The organism is Yersinia sp. Marseille-Q3913, from assembly GCF_963892745.1.
Classification (GTDB): domain Bacteria; phylum Pseudomonadota; class Gammaproteobacteria; order Enterobacterales; family Enterobacteriaceae; genus Yersinia; species Yersinia bercovieri.
This window is the reverse complement of sequence record NZ_CAWQAF010000017.1, coordinates 47,609-71,500: the sequence shown is the minus strand read 5'-3', so window position 1 is coordinate 71,500 and position 23,892 is coordinate 47,609. Positions and strand designations below refer to the sequence as shown.

Here is a 23,892-nt window from a genome sequence, read left to right as displayed (position 1 = left end):
CTTTTACACCATAATTCCCCGATCCCTTGGTCTACTTTTGCACAATATTTAACAGATTAATCCCAACATTCGCTTAAATGGCCTCATTCAACTGAACCAAGAGTCAGTATATCGTGCGACACTTTCCAGTCGCGATGTTCAGATGTCAGGCGGCAGGCTTGAAGATCAAAACGATAATGGCAATGTGACCGTTACCGGACTGACTAACCCACCGGCCAGCATTGCGACCGATGGTGTGTATATCGTCAGGGGTATTAGCTATACTGGCGATACGCGCGGCAACCCGTGGTATATGGACATGATGTGTGAAGCGCGTGGGGCTAAGGATTTGTTTTCATCGTCAGCGCAGCAAAGGGCTTATTCATGAGATTTACCAATTTTTTTACAGCTTGTCTTTTAGCTATTGGATTAGCGCTAACGAGCTGCTCTGCTTTAGCTGATTTACAGTGTGGCAACTTCAAACTCCATGCAGCCACCGACGGTTGGACATATATAAACGGTGAAAAAGTCACCTCACAAAAAATTACCTTTCTAAAACAGAAAGATGATTGGGATAACTTCAAAACCGACATGGGGCTAATGCCTGCCCGTGATGGCAACATGTACGGCTTCCAGTTTATCAAGCGCGATGGTAAGGCATTTCTAAATGTCCAACTCCTACAGAATAGTATGGATGCACCAAAGATTATAGGTTCATTCCCCTGCAAGAAAGTCAGTTAGCTAAATTGCTTAGCCCCATCGAACCCGCCAATGTGCGGGTTTTTTATTGGAGTTTTTCCATGACGGTATCAACAGACTCCCGCTCGGGAGAGTTAGCAGAAACACTACGAACATTACAATCATCAGTGTCGTCTCAATTACGCGTATCGATGCCGGGGATTGTTCAGTCCTTTGATGCTGACAGCGTAACTTGCGATATTCAGATCGGTATTAAGGGCGAGTCGGGCGGGGAATCAACCAATCTATCGGTACTGACCAATGTCCCCGTTATATTCCCGCGCGGCGGTGGTGTCACGATGACATTCCCCATTAAGTCCGGGGATGAGTGCTTATTGGTTTTTGGTGATCGGTGTATCGATTTCTGGCACCAGTCAGGCGACATACAAGAGACAGTTGATGAACGTCAGCATGATTTATCGGATGCGTTCGCCATTATTGGTCCTCAGTCGCAGGCAAAGAAAATCAGCGGTATCAGCACCAGCGCCGCGCAGTTCCGTAGTGATGATGCCGGCGCGTATGTTGAAATCAACCCCGCAGATCACACCGTCACCGTGCAGACATCAGGCAGGCTGATAGCAAATGCGCAGGGTGGTACTGAAATCACATCGCCAACTATCGTGTTAAATGGAGCGGTGACGATAAACGGTTCCCTCACCCAAGGGATGGGAGAAAGCGGCGGTAACGCCAGTATGCTTGGCCCTATTACTGTTACCAATGATGTCACTGCTGGTGGTGTCAGTCTCAAATCTCACAAGCACGGCGGTGTAGAAACGGGTGGCGGCGAAACTGGGGGGCCGATATGAGGTATCGCAGAGAGGACGAGAACGGCGATTACACATTCGGCCAGGGTGATAACACATTCCTTATCAACTCACCGGAGGCGGTCGCTCAGGCGGTAAAAACCCGCTTTGAATTATGGCGCGGCCAGTGGTTTTTAGATTTAACCGAGGGGACGCCCTATATCCAGTCGGTGCTCGGCAAACAACGATCCGATGTTTATATCCTGGCTATCCGGGAGCGCATTCTTGATACGCAGGGGGTTAACGCCATTCTGGAATTTGAGGCCAGCTACAGCGGCGATAATCGTCGCGTCATTTTCACCGCCACAATAGACACCATCTACGGCACTACCACCGTGACCAGCGAGGCATAAATGTTAAACCTTGATACGTTAGGGCTGAATGCAATTGTCAGCGCGACGGGGATAACTGCGCCCGATTTTGAGACTATCCGTAGTACTCTGGTTAGTTATTTCCGGGAGATTTACGGCACTGACAGTTACTTGGATGCTGACAGCAAGGATGGGCAGATGGTCAGCATTTACGCGCTGGCAATCCACGATGCCAACAATAGTGCGATAGCGGTTTATAACTCATTCTCTCCGGCAACCGCAGTCGGCAATGGGCTTTCCAGTAATGTGAAAATTAACGGCATTAAACGGGACAAGGAAACTAATTCAACCGTCGATGTATTGCTCACCGGCAATGTCGGGCTGGAGATCACCAATGGGGCCGCGCGTGATGCCGATGGTGTTCGCTGGGATTTACCGGTAAGTGTGATTATTGGTCTGGATGGGACGGCAACCGCAACGGCTATTTGCTCAGTACCAGGTGCGATTGTTGCACTGGCCAATACTGTGAACGAAATAGCAACACCGACGCGAGGCTGGCTAAGCGTCAATAACCCAATAGGGGCGACTCCAGGCAAGCCTGTAGAAATGGATGCAGAATTGCGCGTCAGACAAACGGACTCAGTGGCGCTTCCGTCGCGCACTGTGCTTGATGGCATTTTGGGTGCCATTGCTGGTATCAGTGGGGTAGAGCGGTATCGCGGCTATGAGAACGACACCAGCATTACAGACGCAAACGGAATACCCAGCCATTCGATCTCTATCGTGGTTGATGGCGGTGACGCGACACAAATCGCTCAATCTATCGCCTTAAAAAAGGGGCCGGGTTCTGGAACATATGGCACCACAACAATTCCGATCACGGATAAATATGGGATTGTTCACCCGATTCATTTCTTCCGCAAAGGTACCGTACAGATTTATGTCCGGTTAGCAATCAAAGCACTCCAGGGTTATACCTCATCAATTGGCGTCGAGATTAAAAACTCAATGGCGGAATATATTAATGAGATTGAAATTGGCGAGCCGGTGCGTATTAAGCGCCTCGATCTGCCCGCACAATTAAATGGCAGCATTGAACGGCTGACCTACGATATTACCCGGTTAGAAATCGGTATTTCTCCTGTGGCGCTATCTGAAAACAACATTGAGATAGCATTTAACAATGCAGCCGCTTGTGTGCCGGAGAATATAACCTTAGTGGTGACCTAATGAGTGAGACTAAATATCAAAGTCTCATCACGTCCTATCACAAGAAGAAGCCCAAGTTTTACGATCATATATCCCTAATCACCGCACCGTTCCTCGGTATTCAGCAGACGACAAATCAACTCACAAACGACTTTGACCTCGATAGCTCAATAGGCAATCAAGAGGATGCTGTCGGGCTATGGGTAGGTATTGGGCGAAACATCAGAACACCAATCACGGATGTCTATTTCTCACTAGATACCGAGGGGTTGGGCTTTGATCTGGGGAGCTGGAAGGGGCCGTATGATTCGCTAACAGGCTTCACTCGATTGGACGATGAGACTTACCGCACGATACTGCGGGCCAAGATACAGGCCAACCACTGGGACGGCACAGTAGAAACACTCAGTGATATCTACCAGGGCATTTTCCCTGACGGGCGCACCAAGATATTCGCCGTCGATAACTTCGACATGACCATGACTATTTACATTGCCGGTGAGCAAATTTCATCAGTGATGCGAGCGGTCATTGCTCAGGGATATTTAGACGTTAAACCGGCCGGTGTTGGCGTCACGAATTACATCATTTCAACTGAGGTCGGTGCGTTGTTCGGCTTCGATTTAGATAACGAATACTCCTCAGGATTTGACCGTTCGTCATGGGGTTTATCATTAAGGAAAGCACATGGCTAAGAATGAAATTCTCCCTTTTGGGATCGGCGTTGAATCTAACGTAATGACGCAAGAACAATATGAGGTACTTGCGGCACGTGCAGGCGGGTTCTCGTCAGGGGTCGCTAAGTCTGAGCAGCTAAATAAAGTCTGGCGTCAGTCATCCTTTGTTGCATCTGTGCTGGCTGAGTTCATCGCTAACCATTCTGACAATGATGTCCTCGATAATGGCGAGATGGCAACGTTGTTGAACAGTCTGGAATTAGCGATTAAGAGCTACGCCAATAGTAACCTACCCTCAGCCTCTACCACCCAAAAAGGGGTTGTTCAGTTAAGTAGTTCGACTGGTAGCACCAGCGAAGTGTTAGCGGCTACACCGAAAGCTGTCAAGGCCGCGCTTGATGCTTCATTGCCAATCGATGGCATAGCAGCATCCGCCACAAAACTGGCCACAGCGAGAAAAATCGGTGGTGTAGATTTTGATGGTACCAAAGATATTACCTTGCCATTTATTAATACCACCGACGCCAATGTTCAATTAGCAGGCAACCTTGGCGCACAAGGAAACATTACCGCACAAGGCAGTCTCATTGCAAAAACCAACATTGCCGCAGATGGCCGCTGCGATATTGTTGGTGATGTAAGAGGCGGGCGGATTATATCAAAAAGTGATGTTGTTGCGGGTGAAGGCCGCGCAGAAGGCCATGCAACATTGACAGTGGACGGTAATATCCACGGTACGTTGTGGGGTTCCACTCTTTACACTTTCCTGACAGAACAACTGATTGGTATCCCAATGCCTTACCCCCTGTCCAGTGTCCCCGCTGGCTGGTTGAAGTGTAACGGCGCTGCCTTTAGCACATCAACTTACCCGCGGTTAGCCCTGAGATACCCATCTGGTGTACTCCCCGACATGCGCGGGAATGCCATTAGAGGCTGGGACGATGGGCGTGGAATAGATGCAGGGCGAGTATTGCTGTCAGAGCAGCTTGACGCATTGCAAAACATCACGGGCAACTTCTACATGGGTGGCAGCAAACAAGTTGCAGGGGTTGTGACAACAGGCGCATTTGGCCCAATGGAAGTAAATAACGCGCTAGGGCAGCAAGCTACCGGCGCTGGAAATATCGGGGGTATTACCTTCGATGCTTCTCGCGTTGCACGCGCAGCAGCAGAAACCCGCATGAGAAACATCGCATTCAACTACATTGTGAGAGCCATATAATGACTAAATATTCACTAGATATCCCAACCGCGCAGATTGGAGCAAATGGTCTCGCTATTCGTGCTGGCTGGATTGCCGTTTATAGTGCAGACACCCAATCGCGAGAGTTTATCGGCGTCAATAATGAGTACCTACCGTTGGGCGTTAGCTTGCCCGCTAGCGGTTATGCTGACTCGCCTGTATTACCCACAGAACCAGATAAGGCCGTGCGCCGCAATGATGTTGGCAACGCATGGGAAATCGTTACTGACTTGCGCGGCAAGGTGGCTTACAGCACGGAAACCGGTCAACCAGAAGAAATCGGCTTTATTGGTGATCTACCCGATACGTTGACATTACTGGCTCCGCAGACCCATTACGATAAGTGGAGCGGCGCAAAGTGGGTAACGGATAAAGTCTTGCAAAAGGCCGCAGCAGTGCAGGAAGCGGAAGAAAAGAAAACCCGATTATTGAATGCAGCCGCAGCGAAAATTGCACCGTTACAAGATGCGGTAGATACCGGCATGGCAACGGATGACGATAAAGAGCAGCTTGCGGCTTGGAAAACTTACCGCGTCTTACTGAACCGTATTGATACATCAAAAGCGCCGGATATTGAATGGCCTGTAGTGCCTAAAGTGTAAACAAAAGCCGGGCTTAATTGCCCGGCCTATTCAGTCAGTCTACGGGTATAACTCCCTAATTGTAATAACTCGCGTTTATAAATCCTTACACCTGTATTTATCGCGTTTTTCGACCCGAATTATCTGCATCTATTCGGGGTGACAAACCCAGATTAACTGCAAATGAACCTGCAATTGAGGGCTTCGACCTGCATTCCATTCAGGCGAACCCACATTAGCTGCAACCAGCGACAACTCCATAAACTCAGTGATCATCAAAGTTTATGGTCTTTGATTTCTGGTATGAGTTATTGGACTCGCTGCGCCAATGCCCATCAATGGAGCTTGTTGGTTTATAAATTGTCCATAAAACGTTGTTTTGTGGAACGAACCGACAGACCAATTTCAATTGCAGATATTGTGGGTTGGTAATCTGCGAATGTGAGTCTGATCTGGGTAAATGCAGGTCGGGCCGATTTCAAATGCAGGTCACTACACCTAAGCAAGCAGCGCTTGAAATTGAAGCTGGAAATGAGAAAGGGATGCAGAAAGGCTAAATTTTTCCCATGCGAAAAATTGTGCCCTGTTTTTCTGGTAGGCTGCACAGCATAAAGATATCGATAATGTATAAGGTAAGGTTGATAGAATATTAATGTATTTGTAACTAAAAATAAGTGTTCTGTTCAATATTCACAAATACATAACTATTTTTAGTGTACCCGTCATTGGGCATTAAGCTAATATTGTAATAATTCGACTGGACTAACGCTTTTGTTAGATTATGAGGGAACATATATATGAGTATCAATGAAGCTGAGCTTTTGCAGGCAGGGTTTACATCCGCAGACCTGCAAAAACTCAGAAAATATATAATCAAAGATGAACTCACTTTAAGTATGGTCATCAGTGACTTATCAAAACGCTTTCAAGCTGCGTTGATGTTGACTGTCGGGGTAATCATTACTTTCATCCTTACGCTTTTTATGGCTTCTTTGGATGGCATAATATCAATGGGAATAGCGCTACTGGCTGGGCTGGTAATCATTTGGATCCTCCAACCGCCAGTGCTCTCATACAAATCATGGATTTTCAAAAAAAATCATTAACGGACGGCTTCATCGGTACTTAGTAAATCGAAAATAACCTTTGCCTTTAGACCATAACCTACAATTTTCATTGTTAACTTTGGTCTGCTCATCATGTCAACTTTGCGGTAATAATCCTGTGGGAGATAGTGAAAAAGCCGCCATGAACCAGATTTTCTAAGCAGACCGAAAATTCCATACACATTTGCGCCCAAACTCGCGCTATTGTAAACAGCAAGGCCTGTTTCTTTTTTGAACCCCATGAATTCAGCAGCGTTCATAGCACCGTCAGCTAACATTCCCTCAGAGTCTTTTTTACCAAAAAAATGATGGTTTACCTCTTTGGTTAAACCGTTTACTCCGTCCAGAAATAGAGTTGCACCTGCCAACATACCAAGTGGAGTCATAGACGCGAAAAACACTGCACCGCCAACCATCGATAAACCTGATAGTACAACGTTCACCGCTGTGATGATGTATCCAACAATTTTATTATTTTCCCGGACAAACTCCACTTTGGCGTAAAGTTTCGCGGTTTCCATCCGCAACATCCTGTCCTGCGCCTGAAGGCTTTCCGTCTCCGCTCTCAGACTTTGTATGCAGACCATACACTCTTCGTCCGATGTAGCACGCCGCGCGGCAGCGAACTGTTGCTCAACAACTTCCTTTATTTCCTGAACAAAATTCATCCGGGTCAGACTATCACTAAGGTGGGAAGCGGACAGCGTATTCGCGATATTAATCAGCTTATGGGCCTCCAGGTTCACCATCGTTTCTGACCAACTTGTAATCCTGCCACCTGACCGCATCCTTGAAAGCAACGTCGCATCCATTTCTTTATCTCCCTATGTTTATTAACTCATCCGATAATACGGCATTGTTTTCCGTTCAAGCATATGGTGTTTTATCTGGCTACTCCTAATGATTTAAGCTCCGAATGTTCTGAAAATAGAGTGATATTATGGACGCGGCCCGAAAGGCTGCGTACCAGTCATGTTAAGTTGATTGAGGTTTATACGGGGGTGGGGGGCATGGATAGTAGCATCGATACGCATTTATACATCAAAGGTACCTGATATTGAGTAGCCGGTAGCACCGTAAGAGTAAAATTCAAACTGGGCTTAATTGTTCGGTTTAAATTAGGATGTTTTATCCAAGATATTGTTCCTAACTTGCGGCATGAGAATGCGGTAACTTATTGATTGTTTTGGTGGGTTATCAATGCCCATGTTAGGGTGATTCAGTCTAACTTATTGATTTAAATCAAATTAACGCGGATTTTAAAATCCCTCGGCTTATGGCTGTGCGGGTTCAAGTCCCGCCCCGGGCACCATGGAAAATATTCTAAGTAAAACAAAGTAGTATGAGTATGCCGTTAGCCGCCGTGAGGCGGTTTTTTTGTGTCTGAGATTTGAAAGTGGCAGTAGAGTGACTACAAAATGACTACATTGTGTCTACGGCACTTTTCACACCCTCAAGGCTGCATCCAGTAGCAAGCACGCTAAACCGCCAATTATCCCCAATAAGATATTAATTACGCCAAATTATTAATAATAAAAAACCTGCAATTTGCAGGCTTCTTCAATCACATCCACAACACGCCTTGATTCCCTTTAGGGTGGGGCGGTACAGCATTAATTATTCCCGGCTCCATTATCGTATCAACGATTGTTTCATGGGTCTTAAAGGTTTTGCCGCAATTAATATTCGTGCACTGGTGATAGCGTTCTTTAGTTTCATCACTAAGGTAACGACTGGATCTCGCGTGTGCTGCAAATTTACAGCGTGGGCAATGCATCATATTTACCTCCGAAACTGCATATTCAGTAATTATGCTGATCTTATCACCAGTATTCATATTTGTGAAATAAATATCAATTAGTTGAATGTAACTACTCACTCGGCCTCATAAGTGACATCCGACAACAACACTTCGAGAGACAGTTGGGTGGTGTAGCCGCTGTTGCTCAGGTTGTGCGCTACCTTGCTGATTATCCAGCTCTGTTGGTCTATCACCGATTTAAAGCCGTTGACCGCGACAGGGGTTTCAGGAAATAAATCAGCGCGCCCCATGGCTAAGGTGATAGAGAACTCAGCAACACCGCGCTGTAACTTCTCCCATATAGACTGGGCGGCGCGCATGGCGGCTTTTTGCGTGGCGTAAACCGTGGTGATAGCAAAAACGTTATCTTCTGACCCCACCAGATAATCCCCTTGTTTTTCCTCCACCGGCTTTTTCACTGCGGCGGCTTTGGCGCGGGTCGGTTTGGCTTTGGGGTGTTCCAGTGCGCGGAGCTGCTTAAACTTGGGCTTTCGCTGCAACTTAACCTTTTTCGGCTTGGCCGGTTTCGGGTCTTTGGTGTGCAACCAACTGGCACTCACGCCGGTATACGCGCCCCGGTCAGCAATACTAAAGCTGTGCTGGTCGCCATCTTGCCGGGTGATCGTCATCTGCGGAATGGGTTTCCCGCTGGCCGTGATACCGCTGCCCGGCTTGATAAATAACAATCGCCCGGCTTTGACGGCAGCTACCGCGCCATTCAGCGAGGCTAATCGGGTGATAAATTTGGCGTCAGTCTCTTGGGTCTGGTCAATATGAGAAACAGCGATATCCGCCAGACCGTCAGCCAGCATCGCTTTCAGGTTGTTGCGCTCTGCCACTTGCGCCACCACTTTACCCAGTGTGGTCTCATGATAAGAGACCTCCCGCCGCGCATTGAGCGAACCGCGAAAATCAGCACTGCGGGCGCGAATAGTCAGCGTATCTGGTGCGCCATGATGTTCGACCTCATCCACGGTAAAATCACCCTTGCCAATCAGCGCCGACCCTTTCCAGCCCAAAAACACCGACAGCACTGCGCCCCGTTCCGGCATGGCGAGCTGGCCGTCAGCGTCATCCAGTTCGATATCAAGCTGGTCAGCTTCAAAGCCCCGGTTATCGGTCAGTCTCAGGGAGAGCAGCCGATCACGAATATTCTGAGTGATATCTTTAGAGTTAATGGTCAGCATAAAGTCCGGGGCCATATCCGCCCCGGTCGGTAGAGACATGCCGGTCATCATGAGAATAATCCTCCGATTGCCGACTGCGCTTTACCCAGTAACTCGTCAGCCTGTTGTTGCAGGTTGCCGAACATGGCGGTTAACGACTCATCAACCCGCAACAGATTGAGGGTGAATTCAATGCGCCGGGCGCTACCGTCTTCAAAGAATAGCGCACCGGTCTGGCTCAGGCTTTCAATCACAAACATGCCGTAAATCATGCCGCTCCCCTCAACCAGCGGCCATGCCTTGCCTTGGTCAGCCATCGCCTCAAGGGCCAGCAATGACAGGCGGCCGCCAGTCAGCTCTGGCAGTAGCACCCCGGACAAGGTAATTTTTTCACTATCGACGCCAAGAAACTGCGCGGATGGCCGCAAGCCTACCCGGCTATTCGTCGGCCAACGGTAATCAATATTGCGCCCCATGCTTTGATAAGGGGTGGTCTGGCGCATAAAGACAAATAAACCCAGTGATAACATCATGATTAATCATTCTCCATCTGGCCGCGCTGGCGGGCGCGCTTATCGCGTTCGTTCTTGGCTAGGGCATCGGTCATCATTCGCTCGGCATCCTGTCGGCTCATGCCCGGTGGAATCGTTATCTTGATATCGTTGGTGGTGACACTGCTATCCACAATGGTGGTGCCGGCATTCGCAGTCACCGGCTGATAACCGCCGTACAGCACGCCGCCACTGGGTGAGTATCCGCCCGCGTAAGGGTTATCTTTTGGGACGTTATCGGCCAGCCCGGCAGATTTGCTATCAATAATGCCGAGCTTTTCCAGCACCCAGTCAATGCCACTGCGCAGGGTGTTCAGCGCATTCATGGGCAGACTGAGCGCCGCCGCCAGACCCTCACCAAATAACTTGCCCGCATTGGTCGCTCTGTCCAAAGTTTCCTGCGTGGCTTTGACCGGTTTAATCAGGTCAGCGAACCAGTTCGAAAGCTGTTTCACCTTGTCACTAAACCAGTTAAACACCGGTTTAAGCGGCTCAAAGGCGGCGCTGATTGGCCCCATGGCTGCGGTAAAGCCCTCGGCCACGCCAGCAATAAAGGCGCTGATAGGCTCCCAATATTTACGGATAAGCAGACCACCGGCCACAATGGCCGCGACCACGGCCACTATCGGCCACGTTAGCGCCGTGAGCGCGGCGGCAATGGTTCCAGCCATCAGGGAAAAACCGGTACTCAACAGACCTGCTCCTGCCAACAGCAGGTTAAACCCCGCCATCACCGGCCATGCAATCAGCCCCAGCGCACCCAGCCCGGCAACCAGTGCCAGCGCCGCGCCGGTGACTTTGGTAATAGTGGCGACCAGCTCCGGGTTTTTCTTGGCCCATGCCGCCACATTAATCAACCAGTCGGTTGTGGTGACGGTCAGTTTGCGCAGCGCGGAGTCTTGCTTCTCAAACACCTCAATTTCGAGATCTTCCCATGCCGAACTCAGGTTTTTCAGGTCGCCGTCGAGGTTATCCATTCTCACTGTGGCGATAGATTGCGCGGTGCCATCGGCATTTTTCAGCTTACTTTGTTTCTCTGCCAGCTTGCCGTTACCGGCGGCGGCCACCAGTTTCACCGCGCCTTTCATCGCCTCTTCACCGAAGATCACTTTCAAATATTCGGCTTGCTGTGCGGTGCCTAACTTGTTCTTTTTAAACGAGCGGTCAATATCTTTGAGGATTTTCTCCACCGGCAACATATTGCCTTTGCCGTCGCGGGTGGTTATTCCCAGTTCGCGCAAGGCTTCCGGCGCTTTACCGACCGGGGCCTGTAACCTGCTGAATACGGCACTGGTACTGGTGCCCGCCATACTGCCCTTGATACCGTTATCAGCCAGCACCCCGAGTAACGCGGTAGTGTCTTCGATGCTGGCCCCGGCGGCCTCAGCAATCGGGGCGACATATTTCATTGCCTCGCCCAGCTCTAGCAGGTTGGTGTTTGAGCTGGTAAAGCCTTTCGCCATCACGTCTGACACGCGCTTAATCTGGTCTAACGGCAGGTTAAACGCCGACTGCATGTTGGTGACAATATCCGCCGCCTCGGCAATATCCACGCCGGACGCCAGCGACAGGTTAACCGTCGGCTCAGTGGCGGCCAGAATGGCGTCAGCGTCATAGCCGGAACGGGCCAGCGTGTCTTGGGTTCGTGCCACATCTGTTGGTGAAAAGGCGGTTGAACCGCCGATATCCCGCGCCTGTTGACGAATAGCGGCCAGCTTGGTGTCGTGTTTATCCAGACCCAAAATCGCCTGAGTGCCGGACATCTGGCTGTCAAACTGCATACCCGGCGCAATCAGTTTTGCCGCACCATAAAGCCCGGCGGTTGCGACGCCAAGACTGGCCGCGCTGGTATTGCGCACTGCACTGGTGGCAGCTTTACCTTTCTGATAGCGATTACTGATACGGTTGAGTTGTTCCTGTTTCAGGCTCAGGCGTTGCAGCTCTTGGCGCTGGCGGCTCAGGGCAACCGTCGCCTCGGCGGCACTGCTGCGTAACCGGCGCTGTTCACTGCTCAGATTTTTGGTCGCTATCCCATCAGCATTGAGGGCGTCGCGCTGGCGCTGCACGGACTGGCGCAGCCCGTTATATTTGGTTTGCAGTTCAGCCGCCGCGCGTTTAGCCCCCTCCATCAGCCGGGCTTGTTGGGCGGTAGGTTTCTCAGTATTTTTAAAGGCGATAGCCAGTGCCGCCGCATCTTCTTTGGCTTTTTTCAATGCCTGCCCGGTAACCGCCAGTTGGGCGCTGGCCTTACGGAAACCGTCAATCTTCGCCGCCTGCGCATCAAGCGATTTGATGCTGCTTTGCGTGTTACGAATGTCGCCAGTGAGGGATTTACTGGCGGTTTGAATGGCTTTAAAGGGGCGGGTGGCTTGGTCTACGGCTTTGAGCAATACCTGTAGCTGTAAGCTCTTACTCATGGTTTACGGCTCCACTTCGTAGCAGGGCTTTATGACGCCAGCGCACCAGTTCGGTGAGGCTCAAGGCCCAAAGCTCTGACGGCGGCCAGTGAAAAATGGCGGCAATATCCGCCATCAGGTCATCCACTTCCAGTTTCGGGTCGAGCGTTACGCCCCCTGTTTCGGCGACAAAAAACCAATCACCTTACCCGCCAGTGCCACTAAATCCGGCAACTCTAAACGGCCACATTCGGCGGCGGTCAGTGTCGGTGTCGTGATACGGGGTAACACCACAATCAGCGCATCCACATCAGAATGAGCCACATCAGAGAGTCGCACCCCACGCAGCGCCCCGGCATTGGGGCGGTAAACTTCAATTTCAGTAATCAGGGTATCGCCACGTTTGAGCGGGGTTTCCAGTACCACCACATTCTCGTTAACCTCGGCGATGGTTTCAGTTTTAACAGTGAGTTTTTTCATGGTTTTTTCCAATTTAGTTAGAGGCCAGCGGGTCAGCACTGGCCGTCAGGGGTTAGCGGCCAATGGCCTTGCGTTGCGCTTCCAGCAGGTCTACGCCATTAACAATTTCAATCAGGTTAACCACGTCAATTTCCATTACCACCTTGCCGTCAATGGTCAGCTTGTAGTAGGTGCACTGGGTGGACACCTTGGTTTCAGTGTCTTCCCCTTGCTTGGATTCGCCGCCATCAATCTCTTTATGACGGCCACGGATTTCGACTTCTACCGCTGTCACTTCACCGGTATCGTCACGCTGATAAGCGCCCGCAAAGCGCAGCGGAACCCCGTCAACTTTAGGCGTCCCCCATTGCTGCAACACCAGCTCGTCGAGGCCACCCATCGACCACTCCATGGAAAGAGCATCATCGTCCAGCCCCAAATCAATCGGCGCAACGCCATTCATCCCGCCGCCCCGGTAGTTCTCCAGCTTACGAGTGAGTTTCGGCAGAGTGATGGCGGAGACGATCCCCATGTAATCCCGGCCATCGTTAAACAGGTTCATCAATTTCAGCTTACGTGGCAGTGCCATAAGTCAGTTTTCCTTAGCTGTTGACGGCGGCGGCAAAGTTCACCAAATATTTATCGGTGATACGCTGGCGCAGGGTGAGGTCTTCCAGTGGAGGCACTGGCGTATAGTCGTAATCGATAAACAGCTTGCCCGCTTTCAGGGTGTCTTTATCGTTGGCGCTGTCGTCATACCAGCAAGCGCCGTCAATAATCAGCCCGGCAGATTTCATTTCGCGGAATTTGGCATTGATGCTGCCAATCATGTCTTTAACCAGCGTCGGGTGCATCGGGCGGTCAATCGCCCACAACTGCGCCTCGGCCATGGTGTCCGCCAGAATTTGTGCAGTGCGGGTGTAGTTCTCAAAGGCAAACAGTGGGTCATCGGAGCAGGTTCGCGAACCCCAAAACTTGAAGCCGTCTTTACGGATGAGCGTGGTGACGCAGGCTTGGTTTAGCAGGTCGGCGTCTGTGCCAACAGTTTGCAAATCCCAGTAGACGCTGGCAGAGATACCGGTGACGCCATTCACGCCGACGTTAGACAAGGTTTTATGCCAGCCGGTATCAGTATCAATCTTGGCGCGCAAGCCCAGCGCGCGAGCAGTGGCATAAGCAATATCGGTACTGTTGGCGGTGGTGTTCCAGCTCAGAAAATCCGGCCAAATCAACATCAGCTCACGCTGGCTGAAATTGTCACGGTACAAGATAGCCTCGGAAAGGGTTTTGCAACCGTAAGCGCTGATATAACCAAAGGCGCGCAACTTCTGACAGATGCCCGCCAGTGCCGTCGATACCGCCAGATTATCCAGCCCCGGCACACCCAAAATACGCGGGCGCACACCGGTGACAGACTGCGCATCTAACAACGCTTTCATACCGGTGTAGCGGCCGTTCTCGTCTGCGCCACCGATGATATTAGACGTGGTTTCAGCTTCATCTTTACCGGTTGCCACGCGCACCACTATCGTGACCGGGCGGGACTGTTCCGCAATCGCCAGCAGTGATGCAGCCAGTGTGCCTTTTTTACCGGCTTTACCGGCGGCGGCCAGCACGTCAGTAATCAGCACCGGGGTATCAAGGGGAAAGGCTGCCGCGTCGGCATCCTCGGCGGTGCAGACCATGCCGACAATGGCGGTGGAAATAGTGGAAATGACGCGTGTTCCCTCGTTGATTTCGAGAACGCGGACGCCGTGATGGTAATCACCCATGGGGTAACTCTCCGTTGGTTAAGGGTGAGAGTATGGTGACGGGTTACCGCGCGGGGGGCATCTGATAGGGGATGTGTGGGGAATGGCACAACGAAAAGCCCCGCAATCGGGGCTAAATAATACGTTAGAAGTTAAAACGATAATTTACCAAGCTGGTTTGTGAATATTAAAATTTCACCTTGCGAGATTTTAGTCTTAGTGGATTCTCAAGATATTTATATACTAAGGTACTAATGAAAAGCACACTCGCAATGATGATTAAATATGCCACCCCAGTTTCAGCGATAGTTAATTGTGGTGCACTCAAACCATTGGAAACCACTTCAGGACGTTTCAAGCCAAATCTTACCAACTGGCTCACAACCCATATGATCGCGAAATGGCTCATATACATGCTGTATGATATTGTGCCAAGCCAAACAAGTATCTTTGATTTTAAAAAATTATTTATAATATTCGATTTAGATGAAACCAATGTAAATATGAGTGCGGAGGCTAAAAGATAGAAAAACGGGTCAAATTCGACTTCTGTTTTATATGTTAAGAACAGAAAAACAGCTAAGGCCGATAACGCCAAATACACGGGGGATATCATTCGGTTAAACTTGTTTTTTAAGTAAGCAGTTAAGCACCCTGTGAAGAATCCAGTGAAACAGCCAATTAGATTATAAAATCTAAATGTAGAATCTGCCACAATCAGAACAAGTGATAACATAACTAACGATAGGAATATTATATTTTTAAATCGACCAGCAAACAAAACTATCAATCCGAATACTAAGTATGTATAAAATTCAACACTTATTGACCATGACGGCCCGTTAAAGCTTACAGCGTTTCCTGTTGGCCCGATTGCCTGAACTAAAAATATATTTTGTATCAGTGCTGTTATACTATTTTCTCTAAAGGGTTGTGAGTTGGGACTCGATATTCCTAACTTGTATTGCGCATAGTATTTAGCTAGTTCAATAAAAACAAATGCAGCTAAAAATAATAGATGCACAGGGTATAGTCTTGCGAATCTTAAAAACTGGAAACGTAATAGTTGTTTAGGACTATTTAATCTATCTGAGTATGCACTATATATAACGTATCCGGACAAGACGAAAAACAGCTCAACCATTAAATAACCATTCTTCATAAAATTATAATCATGAAAGAACGGGTTCCATGAGGGAATATGGTAGATAACAATAAAAAGTGAGGCTATTCCTCTTAGGCTTTCCAGCTCATAAATTTTGCTGATTTGTCCGCTACTGGTGTCAGTCATAAATCTCTCTAGGCTTTAATCGGAAACCGTAAGGTTTATCTGGTTAGGGCTTCCATTAAGGGATAGAGATGAGTATATCATTATCCCTAATGGAGTTAACAAACTGTTTAATATTGATTTAGTTAAGGCTAAGCGGGGACGCGATAGCCTTGATTGACCGCTTCCACTAACAACCATTGTGGTACTTCCGGCAACTCAATCAACGGCCAGTCTTCCAGTGTCGGCCATGCACGATAGCGGGCGCGGGTTGCCGTAAGTTCTGTGCGTTGCGCCTCTGTCAGTGGCATATCATTAATACAATAATCACTTACCATCATAGGGTCGGTTGCCACAATAAAATCATCACGATACTGCCGCGCCGTTGCCGCCAGTTCATCAGTCGTGAGTGGCGGCGGGGGAATGTCGACCCAAACCGGACGCCCATCAATAGCTCCGAGTGTTTTATTGTAAGGAGGGTGCTGTTTCCAATATTCCGACATTTCACTGGCAGACAACAAAACTGCATCGGCGGGCCAGTTTTTAGTCGAATAGGTGCCGTCAGCTTTCCACTCAAAAGGAATAAAACCACCCACTTTCTCAGAGTAATAAATCTTTTTCATTTTAATTCCCTATCGCCAGATAATGCCCGTGGATTTGTTGCCCGCCGCTTGAGCTTTGTAGATACACCGTAGCCAGCGCATTACTTTTAATATTGCACGTAGTACCTGCTGTCAATGGGACACCGGTAGCACTGATACCAGTAAAAACATGTAAACACGTATTTGGAAAAACTACAGGAAAGGTGACATCATAAGCCCACGTTCCAACACCATAGGGGGCTTGTTTTTCAAATATTTGAAAAATAGTGCCGCCGGGGCGGTCTGGAATACGCACCCAATCGTTAACACCTAATTCCAACTCGCCAAATAGTGTCATTAACCCCGGCAACGAAACCAGCTTATCCGCCGTACCCACCTGCATTTCTGCATTTGAAGCAATACCCTTTTTAGCCGCATCACCCAAATCAAGATTTGCGAGAGTCTCAGCCAGTGCGGCTGGCCCCTGTGCTTTAATCTCAGATAACAGGTTGGCAATCTGTAAATATTGGTCATGGGGGTTATCGGTTTGTACGTGGTCGCTCATTGCCATTACACCGGCTTTGGCAACCATGTTTACTGCCTTTGAGGTGGCGGCCTGCTTTTCGCTGTCGCTGTCAATGGCATTGCTGTACTGAGCAAAACCTTTCGAGTTCAGCGTAGCATCCGGATGGTTACGTGATTTCTCATGCTCGGTGAGCAGGCTGTCAGCGTACTGCTTAATCTCAATCGCTTTATCATCAGTTTTTTTATCAACGTATTGGCGCGTAGCCAGCACCACTGACGGGTCAATTTTTAGCGTGACAGCGGCAGTGCTGCTAACAATTAAAATCACCCGAATGGTTTGGGTTCGCCCGCTGCCCTCCTGCAATTGTGGTTTATAGGTTTCGGCACAGTTGGCAATGGCAACCAAATCACCGTCTTTATCCAGCAAGCCAATCTCCCGGATCCACCACCCGCCCTCTGTCTCAGGGATAACCTGTTCAGCAATAATCTGACTGGTGTTAATCGGGTCAATGGTCAGCATATTCAGGGCGGCGCGGCGCTGCTCATTCACCAGTTTGGTTTGTGCCGGGTTGGGGGTTGGCAGGGTTCCGCCGCCATCCCCGACCACCATGTGGGTAATCTCTAAGCGGGTGCCGAGCGCGGTGGCGTTCGCCAGCTTGGCCGCGCCAATGTTGGTCAGTAAAGCAAAGAATCTCGCTGTCATGGGTTCACTCTCAGGTCATCAATAATATGAATTGCGGCACTGGCGTAATCCTCGCCGGTCACGGTTATGGTTTCAGGTAAATACGGGTATACGGTCAGCTCATCACCGCTGTAACTACCGGCGGCGACATACAGCGGGCCGCTACTGTCGAGATTGATAGACAGGCCGACTAAGTGGCGGCTGCATGGCTTGGCGTCGTCTATCAGCCGCTCAAGCTCTTGATACATTTCCTCGGTAATGCCGGTTTCCAATACACCTACATCGAGGCGAAAGGTGCCGGGTGTCTCGTTGGTCTTCCACCACTCAATCACCTTGATGAGATAGCCGAGCGGCTCAACCACCCGACGAATTGCACCAATGGTGCCTTTGTGTTTGTGCACGTACTGCGAGGACTTCACCACTGCACGCTTGGTGGCTTCCGGCCAGTTCTCATCCCAGCGGTCAACCGACCACGCCCACGCCAGATAAGGCAGCAGGGGTAACGGGCAAGTGTCGGCGTTCCAGAGCTGGCGAATGGGTACTGGGGTATTCTCCAGTTCGGCACAGGCGCGCGCGGCGGCCACTTCCAGCACCGACGAACCGACAGGGAGTAAACGGTCAGTCATCCGTACCCCCGACAGTGATAGTGCTGCCGGTGCAATACGCGGCTTGGGTTTTATCCAGCACCACGTCGGCCAATGGGGCATTAATTACCGCCCGCTGGACGCCCTCAACATGCAGCGCGGCATACAGAGCCGACAGGCGAATATCGCGACCAAGGCGGCGCTGTGCGGTGACAAAGGCAGTCAGTTTCTTCTCAGCCGCAATGCGCACCGGCTCCGCTTCCGGCCCCGGATGCAGGTAGAGCACCGCGTCAATTTCATAGTCTTCAATGCGGGCCGATTGCACCGTGACCCGGTCAGCCACCGGCCGGGTATTCTCATCATTCAGCGCGGCCTCAACCACGGCCAGCAGTTCGGCTGAGGCTTCGCCGCTGCCCTCACGCGATAACACCGTGACAGTGACACAGGCGGGGGTCGGACTGATTGCCGAGGCATCAGCGACCCGGCCGTCAGCGCTTTTGGCGTGATATTCATACGCACCCGTTGGCCCGGCGACACTCAAGCCCTCAAAGGCTTGCGGGATACGCACCCGGAAATCACTGTCAGATTCCATCACAGCTTCAATGGGTGGAATGGCGGCGGGGTCTGCCGGGGTGATCACCAGCCGCTCAACGTTGTTATTTGCGCCGAGTTGGTCTAAATCGCTGCCGACGGCATAGGCCACCATCACCGCGCGGGCCGCATCATTGACGCGCTGGCGCAATATCACCTCGCGGTAGGCGTTTTCCTGCAACAGCTTGACCAGCGGCTCGGACTCTAACGACAAAGTGCGGGCCACTGCGGCGCGCTGTTCTTCCGGGTAAAGAGAAATTAGCGTCGCTTTGCGCTCGGCTAGCAGGGTTTCATAGTCCAGTTCTTCCACCACAAACGGCGGCGGTAACAGGCTCAGGTCAATGGTTGCCATAGGGTCAGCTCACAGGAATGGTTAAAGAGAGGGGGGCCGCGCTGTCGGTGCGGGTGCCGGTGATATCAACCACCATTCTTCCGTCAAAAGTGGTATCAAAGGTGATACTGGTCAGCTTGACCCTCGGCTCCCAGCGCAAAATGGCGCTGTAACTGGCGGCCATAATTTGCAAGCGGAGAGCCGGATTTTGCGGCTGGTCAATCAGCTCCGATAGCAGCGAACCATAAGCGCGGCGCATCACCCGCGAACCCACCGGCGTAATCAGAATGTCAGCGATAGACTGGCTGATATGGTCAGCGTCGGTAATGGTTTGCCCGGCGATGCGGCTCATGCCGAGATAGGTGGCAGTGGTCATTTAATCCCCTCCGTATAATCCCCGCCGCGCAAGATGCCGCCGTGGTCATGGTCATCAACCACCACACCATTGGATGAGAACTTGCCGCCGGAATGGTCAATATTTCCGCTCATCTTGCCGCCTTTCTTCACGTTCAGCGTGGCGGTGGTCAGGTTGTTAGTGCATTCCACTTCGGGCGTGTCTAAAAGGATTTTCACCGAGGCGGTACAAGTGATATTGGGGGCGGTAGCATTCACCGATTCACTGGCATTGATAACCGCCGTTTTGATGCCATCAGCCCACAACTCGCCGCTATCAGGTTCATAGTGCAACGTGGCACCGTCAGGAAAGGCGATATACAGGCCATCCGCCGAGGCCGACGGCGGCGGGAAGTCATCAGAGAAAATGCCCGGCAGCACAAAGGCGGTATCCAGTTCGCCGCCGAGGGACAATATCAATACTTGCTCCCCCTCAGACGGTGCCCACCATGATCGCGACTGACCGGCGCGCAGCGTCAGCCAGTTTAACCAGCCGGTGGTATTATCTCCCGTCGCCACGCGGCACAGGGCTTGGTCGAGATCGACCTCGGCCACCGTACCAATACGGATCAGGTTGCGCAGCAGGCGCAGAATTTCAGTAATTTGGGTTTGAGTGTTCATGAGGGAAAGGATGCATCTGTTTGAAGCAGGCTTCTATCTATTGGCGTTGGTTAGTCGTTGGCACAACAAAGTGTAGATTTAAAGATAAGTACCTAATTCCATCGGTGGGGATTCTTCACTAACAAATATTTAACCGTATAAAAAAACGCCAAAGGAAATACATGACGAGTAATATGCTTGATATATTTAAAATTTTATTTTTAAATTTGTATTTCTTCAAATAAATCAAGCACGGAATAAGAATAATTACAGCCAAGGTGACGGTGAAATCTCTGATATCATCAACAACGAGTGCTCTATGGGCAATGCATGCGTTCTTTATTTCCACTCCATCAATAAACGCCTCCTCCTTAAAAGAAGAAAGAAGATATATTGCAAAAGAACAAAACAAGAAATATCCATATGTGATTGTTTTTTTCATTATTTAATACCTAATATTTCATATATTGATGATTTTTTTTCAATAATTCTCCGTCCGTATGAACTGTATTCTCGGTTAATATTTCCAACAGGAGAGGAGATGGAATTTACGAAATCATCTTTTTCCCTTTCTATGCCTCGATTGTATCTAGAACCCGCCAAGATTATTTGCTCATCGGTTAAGTTGCTTGTATCTATAATTTGGGGGTTATCAAATAAGATCAGTGAGTTAAGATGCTTAGCAACAACTCTTATATTAAAGGAATCGGAAAGAAGACAATCGGCTAGCTTGTGTTGTTGTAACATAGTTAATTTTGACGGGTCCAATCCAATTGTTTCAGCTACTACTTTGATTTGCATAGCAATCAACCCGACAGACGTGGAATTTGACGATGTATTATCGCCCTTCATCGTATCGATTATTAATTGCCGAAATTGCAAAACTCCGGCAGATTTAAGTCTGTCTGGCATTCCACCAACTTCCGACACGGCTACTCCAGCCAATAGTAAAACAGGAATTCTTTCTTCTCTTGCAACATTGATTATGAAATTTTTATGATATATTAAATAAGATGCTTTATAGGCCCATAAATAGTACTCACCCGTTACAAGATCCATGTTTTTGGGTAATAATTTATATCTAAAAAAATCAAATCCGGTGAATTTCGGAAAACCCAAATCATCAACTTTGCAGAATTCATTATAAGCCATAGTGTAAGTCCTTTTTTGTACAAGCCTAAATCATTTAAGCATATTGTAAATCCATATACTATAGCGTTCGAGATCTTTACCTATAAAACTTTATTTTTTAGGATTAACCCCCTATGCAAATAAACTTTATTCAGAGCTTTCTTAGTAAATCTGATATTGCACTACCATCGGCGGGTAGCCCCGAGCTGTTTTTTCTTACCTTGTGACAATCCAGTGATTTTTCTCTCGGAAAGCCAAAAACTCACCTAGTTAAATAAAACGTCATGTACATGAAGAAAGGTAAAGCAGTCAGCCAGTCTAGCTAATACTCATGCTTTGAATAATGATTTTTTCAATCTCTAGTATTTCAATTTGACTAAACCCCAGCAACGGCCGTTCATCATACTGCACATCTTTGCTGTATACGTTTGGACGGTCACGCAGGCCAAAATGGTGCACTGCCGCCATCCGTTCCACGCGCCCGGCGAACTCGACCACCGCCTCATCAGGGCTACTGTTGGCTTTCATATAGCGCGCGGTGCGCAACTTGGCGAACATTTCACGCTTAATCCGGCCCTTGGGTTTACGCAATGGTTGAGATTTACGCGCAGCATACGGGGTGCCGTCTGGCGCTTGCTGGCGTTTAATCCGCTGTTGCTGACTGGCCCGCAGGCGTTTGGCAACCGTCACCGCCAGTGCCTTGCGCGCCTTGGGTGACAGGTTGGCAATCAGCCCGGCCAATGCATCGTCAAAGGGTTTCAGCTCATTCATTGGATCACTTCGCCATTAAAGTAGATGGCTGTTGGCCGTGTTGGCGCGCCCGGCCAAGTCGGCTCCAGCGCATGGTTAACATGCAGTGCACCGTCCAGCTCTTTCACAATCACCCGCTCAGTCAGTTGCAGGTCGATACGGATATCACTCAGCACATCGCTCATCACATCAACCTTATGAATAAAGCCGGTGCGGCGCTTTTCCTCGGTCGCCATAATGTCCGGTTGATGTTCCCGCAGCCATGCCAGTATTGGCACAAAGAGATAATCGACATCATCGGGGAAATCCTCAATAAACAGCGTCAGCGTATATTGATTTTCAAAAGAGAGCGACGGGGCCAGTGTTGAGACAATTCGCCCGCCATCAACAAACATTTTCAGCCGCTCCGGGTTAGTCTGGAACAGTTGCAGACTGTCGGTTAAGGCTTGGCGTAACAGTTTTGGTTTTAACATGGTGTTGTTCCTGACACTGTTTAACGGCTTCCACTTGCAGCCCGCAGGCCACCAGTGCGGCTTCTAACTGGCGGATATCGGCACTTAAATCACCGTTAACCGCCGGTGTGCTGCCCGGCAGCGGGCAACTGCTCACCGTCGGACAGCCAACGTAAATAATCGTTGGGGTTGGCGAACGCGGGGCGCTGGTGCAGCCGGATAACGCCAGCAGGCAAAGCAGTAGCGAACCAATCACGCAAGACTTTATTTTCATTGAGTAACCTTTGAATTCTCTGTTCACGAGATAATGACAAGGTGCTGGCGTGGCTCAGTGATTGCCGTAATGCCCGCTCATTGTCTGCCTGTTGCCGGGCCTCATCTTGCAGGCGGGTGATCGCGTTGTCCCGGCTCTCAATTCCGGCGGATAAAGTGCCAATCACCAGTTTGGCGCTGTCTAAATCTTTTTTAAGGTTATGGGCGTGCCACGCCAGCACCCCCATCATCAAAACCCATAACAGAAGTAATGTGCGCATATCAGACCCCGCTCAGGCAGTGTGTTTGTTCGGTGGTGCGGCGACGCTCTAACCCTTTGGTTTTCACGCCGTTGACGTACACCCAGCGTGGCAACTGATTGCAGGCGCTGCGCCAGTCGCCCTTGTTGACAAAAAAGGCCAGCGTCGAGCGACAGGCCGCCCCCGTACCGACGTTAAAGGCAAACGACACCACGGCGTCATACACCGGTTGCGGCATGGCAACCGGCATACACACCGCCATAGCCCGTTCGACCCGCTGCACGTCAGCGACCAGATTGACCGCCACCTGACGCTCACTGATAACACTGCCCGGCTTAACGCCAGCCGTGTGACCGATGCCATTTGTCCAGACGTTGGCGCTACACTGGTAGGCGTTGAGCTGGCAGCCCTCATAATCGGCGATCAGTTTTAGCCCGGCGGGCGATGTGTTGAGCGTCTGGTAATTTGGCAAGGTGGCGGCCAGCGCCAGAATCGCCCCGATCAAACAGCGCTTAACGATTGAGTTCATCGAACACCTCCCGCCTGATAGCCAACTCTTTCAGCAAGAAATAGCTCTTGCGCCGGTAGTACCAGTTGATAAAACAGGTCGCCGCAGCGGCCACCGCCGCCACATAAAACGCGATATCTTGCGGACTCAGTGCGCCAATAAACGCCAGTACCAGCGCCAATACATAGGCTACCGCAGAGCTAAATTTCTCCAT

32 protein-coding genes and 1 pseudogene are annotated in these 23,892 nt (G+C 49.9%); 9 read left to right on the top strand and 24 right to left on the bottom strand.

Going from position 1 to position 23,892, the window contains the following annotated elements:
- Positions 1–55: 55 nt before the first annotated feature.
- From AACW11_RS09220 to AACW11_RS09180, 9 genes and pseudogenes are all read left to right on the top strand, one after another.
- A pseudogene (locus AACW11_RS09220) lies at positions 56–367 on the top strand (hypothetical protein); the annotation flags it as partial.
- A complete protein-coding gene (locus tag AACW11_RS09215; protein ID WP_050874906.1) occupies positions 364–720 on the top strand; it encodes a hypothetical protein in 357 nt (118 codons plus the stop codon). The pseudogene AACW11_RS09220 and the gene AACW11_RS09215, both read left to right, overlap by 4 nt.
- A 59-nt stretch (positions 721–779) precedes the next feature.
- A complete protein-coding gene (locus AACW11_RS09210) occupies positions 780–1,523 on the top strand; it encodes a Gp138 family membrane-puncturing spike protein (protein ID WP_212586551.1) in 744 nt (247 codons plus the stop codon).
- Positions 1,520–1,873 (top strand): hypothetical protein, encoded by a 354-nt coding sequence (locus tag AACW11_RS09205; RefSeq protein ID WP_212586550.1) that lies wholly within the window; start codon positions 1,520–1,522, stop codon positions 1,871–1,873. Before AACW11_RS09210 ends, AACW11_RS09205 begins: the two co-directional genes overlap by 4 nt.
- A complete protein-coding gene (locus AACW11_RS09200) occupies positions 1,874–3,061 on the top strand; it encodes a baseplate J/gp47 family protein (RefSeq protein ID WP_212586549.1) in 1,188 nt (395 codons plus the stop codon).
- Entirely contained in the window at positions 3,061–3,735 is a 675-nt protein-coding gene (locus tag AACW11_RS09195; protein WP_212586548.1) for a DUF2612 domain-containing protein, read from the top strand. The genes AACW11_RS09200 and AACW11_RS09195 overlap by 1 nt, the downstream gene beginning before the upstream one ends.
- Positions 3,728–4,939: a phage tail protein gene (locus AACW11_RS09190; RefSeq protein ID WP_249192922.1), complete on the top strand. Its 1,212-nt coding sequence runs from the start codon at positions 3,728–3,730 to the stop codon at positions 4,937–4,939. The genes AACW11_RS09195 and AACW11_RS09190 overlap by 8 nt, the downstream gene beginning before the upstream one ends.
- Positions 4,939–5,562, top strand: a complete 624-nt coding sequence (locus AACW11_RS09185) for a tail fiber assembly protein (protein WP_212586547.1) — start codon at positions 4,939–4,941, stop codon at positions 5,560–5,562. The genes AACW11_RS09190 and AACW11_RS09185 overlap by 1 nt, the downstream gene beginning before the upstream one ends.
- A 776-nt stretch (positions 5,563–6,338) precedes the next feature.
- Positions 6,339–6,647: a hypothetical protein gene (locus tag AACW11_RS09180; RefSeq protein WP_032899220.1), complete on the top strand. Its 309-nt coding sequence runs from the start codon at positions 6,339–6,341 to the stop codon at positions 6,645–6,647.
- On the opposite strand, the gene AACW11_RS09175 is transcribed toward AACW11_RS09180, so the two are convergent.
- The 24 genes from AACW11_RS09175 to AACW11_RS09060 form a co-directional block, all read right to left on the bottom strand.
- On the bottom strand, positions 6,644–7,459 hold the full coding sequence (locus AACW11_RS09175) for a DUF4225 domain-containing protein (protein ID WP_212586546.1): 816 nt from the start codon (positions 7,457–7,459) through the stop codon (positions 6,644–6,646). The genes AACW11_RS09180 and AACW11_RS09175 overlap by 4 nt on opposite strands.
- Before the next feature lie 752 nt (positions 7,460–8,211).
- Positions 8,212–8,427 carry a DNA-binding transcriptional regulator gene (locus tag AACW11_RS09170; protein WP_011192198.1) on the bottom strand — a complete coding sequence of 72 codons (216 nt, stop codon included), beginning with the start codon at positions 8,425–8,427 and terminating at the stop codon, positions 8,212–8,214.
- Positions 8,428–8,522: 95 nt separating this feature from the next.
- Positions 8,523–9,686 (bottom strand): phage late control D family protein, encoded by a 1,164-nt coding sequence (locus AACW11_RS09165; RefSeq protein ID WP_212586545.1) that lies wholly within the window; start codon positions 9,684–9,686, stop codon positions 8,523–8,525.
- Positions 9,683–10,147, bottom strand: a complete 465-nt coding sequence (locus tag AACW11_RS09160; RefSeq protein WP_145517995.1) for a phage tail protein — start codon at positions 10,145–10,147, stop codon at positions 9,683–9,685. Before AACW11_RS09160 ends, AACW11_RS09165 begins: the two co-directional genes overlap by 4 nt.
- Positions 10,148–10,149: 2 nt before the next feature.
- Positions 10,150–12,582 (bottom strand): phage tail tape measure protein, encoded by a 2,433-nt coding sequence (locus AACW11_RS09155; RefSeq protein ID WP_212586544.1) that lies wholly within the window; start codon positions 12,580–12,582, stop codon positions 10,150–10,152.
- Positions 12,575–12,697, bottom strand: a complete 123-nt coding sequence (locus AACW11_RS09150) for a GpE family phage tail protein (protein ID WP_004875948.1) — start codon at positions 12,695–12,697, stop codon at positions 12,575–12,577. The genes AACW11_RS09155 and AACW11_RS09150 overlap by 8 nt, the downstream gene beginning before the upstream one ends.
- A 32-nt stretch (positions 12,698–12,729) precedes the next feature.
- The gene (locus AACW11_RS09145; RefSeq protein ID WP_212586543.1) at positions 12,730–13,041 is read right to left on the bottom strand and encodes a phage tail assembly protein; all 312 of its coding nucleotides are present in this window, start codon (positions 13,039–13,041) and stop codon (positions 12,730–12,732) included.
- A 52-nt stretch (positions 13,042–13,093) separates the two neighbouring features.
- On the bottom strand, positions 13,094–13,609 hold the full coding sequence (locus tag AACW11_RS09140; RefSeq protein ID WP_005163776.1) for a phage major tail tube protein: 516 nt from the start codon (positions 13,607–13,609) through the stop codon (positions 13,094–13,096).
- Positions 13,610–13,622: 13 nt separating this feature from the next.
- Positions 13,623–14,792: a phage tail sheath protein gene (locus AACW11_RS09135; protein ID WP_212586542.1), complete on the bottom strand. Its 1,170-nt coding sequence runs from the start codon at positions 14,790–14,792 to the stop codon at positions 13,623–13,625.
- A 166-nt stretch (positions 14,793–14,958) separates the two neighbouring features.
- A complete protein-coding gene (locus tag AACW11_RS09130; RefSeq protein WP_212586541.1) occupies positions 14,959–16,062 on the bottom strand; it encodes an acyltransferase family protein in 1,104 nt (367 codons plus the stop codon).
- Between the two features lie 128 nt (positions 16,063–16,190).
- Positions 16,191–16,661 (bottom strand): phage tail protein, encoded by a 471-nt coding sequence (locus AACW11_RS09125; protein ID WP_212586540.1) that lies wholly within the window; start codon positions 16,659–16,661, stop codon positions 16,191–16,193.
- Position 16,662: 1 nt separating this feature from the next.
- Positions 16,663–17,847 carry a phage tail protein gene (locus tag AACW11_RS09120; RefSeq protein ID WP_249192921.1) on the bottom strand — a complete coding sequence of 395 codons (1,185 nt, stop codon included), beginning with the start codon at positions 17,845–17,847 and terminating at the stop codon, positions 16,663–16,665.
- Positions 17,844–18,452 (bottom strand): phage tail protein I, encoded by a 609-nt coding sequence (locus AACW11_RS09115; protein ID WP_145518691.1) that lies wholly within the window; start codon positions 18,450–18,452, stop codon positions 17,844–17,846. Before AACW11_RS09115 ends, AACW11_RS09120 begins: the two co-directional genes overlap by 4 nt.
- The gene (locus tag AACW11_RS09110) at positions 18,445–19,353 is read right to left on the bottom strand and encodes a baseplate assembly protein (protein ID WP_145518689.1); all 909 of its coding nucleotides are present in this window, start codon (positions 19,351–19,353) and stop codon (positions 18,445–18,447) included. Before AACW11_RS09110 ends, AACW11_RS09115 begins: the two co-directional genes overlap by 8 nt.
- Before the next feature lie 4 nt (positions 19,354–19,357).
- Positions 19,358–19,708, bottom strand: coding sequence for a GPW/gp25 family protein (locus AACW11_RS09105; RefSeq protein WP_212586539.1), 351 nt, complete (start codon positions 19,706–19,708; stop codon positions 19,358–19,360).
- Positions 19,705–20,346: a phage baseplate assembly protein V gene (locus tag AACW11_RS09100; protein ID WP_212586538.1), complete on the bottom strand. Its 642-nt coding sequence runs from the start codon at positions 20,344–20,346 to the stop codon at positions 19,705–19,707. The genes AACW11_RS09105 and AACW11_RS09100 overlap by 4 nt, the downstream gene beginning before the upstream one ends.
- Before the next feature lie 118 nt (positions 20,347–20,464).
- Positions 20,465–20,767, bottom strand: coding sequence for a YjeO family protein (locus AACW11_RS09095; protein ID WP_145518685.1), 303 nt, complete (start codon positions 20,765–20,767; stop codon positions 20,465–20,467).
- On the bottom strand, positions 20,767–21,477 hold the full coding sequence (locus AACW11_RS09090; protein WP_212586537.1) for a hypothetical protein: 711 nt from the start codon (positions 21,475–21,477) through the stop codon (positions 20,767–20,769). Before AACW11_RS09090 ends, AACW11_RS09095 begins: the two co-directional genes overlap by 1 nt.
- Positions 21,478–21,774: 297 nt before the next feature.
- The gene (locus AACW11_RS09085; protein ID WP_212586536.1) at positions 21,775–22,227 is read right to left on the bottom strand and encodes a phage virion morphogenesis protein; all 453 of its coding nucleotides are present in this window, start codon (positions 22,225–22,227) and stop codon (positions 21,775–21,777) included.
- Complete coding sequence (locus AACW11_RS09080) at positions 22,224–22,679, bottom strand: phage tail protein (RefSeq protein WP_212586535.1); 456 nt, start codon at positions 22,677–22,679, stop codon at positions 22,224–22,226. The genes AACW11_RS09085 and AACW11_RS09080 overlap by 4 nt, the downstream gene beginning before the upstream one ends.
- Complete coding sequence (gene lysC, locus AACW11_RS09075) at positions 22,618–22,887, bottom strand: Rz1-like lysis system protein LysC (RefSeq protein WP_249192924.1); 270 nt, start codon at positions 22,885–22,887, stop codon at positions 22,618–22,620. Before lysC ends, AACW11_RS09080 begins: the two co-directional genes overlap by 62 nt.
- Complete coding sequence (gene lysB / locus AACW11_RS09070) at positions 22,775–23,191, bottom strand: Rz-like lysis system protein LysB (RefSeq protein ID WP_212586534.1); 417 nt, start codon at positions 23,189–23,191, stop codon at positions 22,775–22,777. Before lysB ends, lysC begins: the two co-directional genes overlap by 113 nt.
- A 1-nt stretch (position 23,192) precedes the next feature.
- Positions 23,193–23,699, bottom strand: coding sequence for a lysozyme (locus tag AACW11_RS09065; RefSeq protein ID WP_050297544.1), 507 nt, complete (start codon positions 23,697–23,699; stop codon positions 23,193–23,195).
- Positions 23,683–23,892, bottom strand: a complete 210-nt coding sequence (locus AACW11_RS09060) for an HP1 family phage holin (protein WP_004875931.1) — start codon at positions 23,890–23,892, stop codon at positions 23,683–23,685. The genes AACW11_RS09065 and AACW11_RS09060 overlap by 17 nt, the downstream gene beginning before the upstream one ends.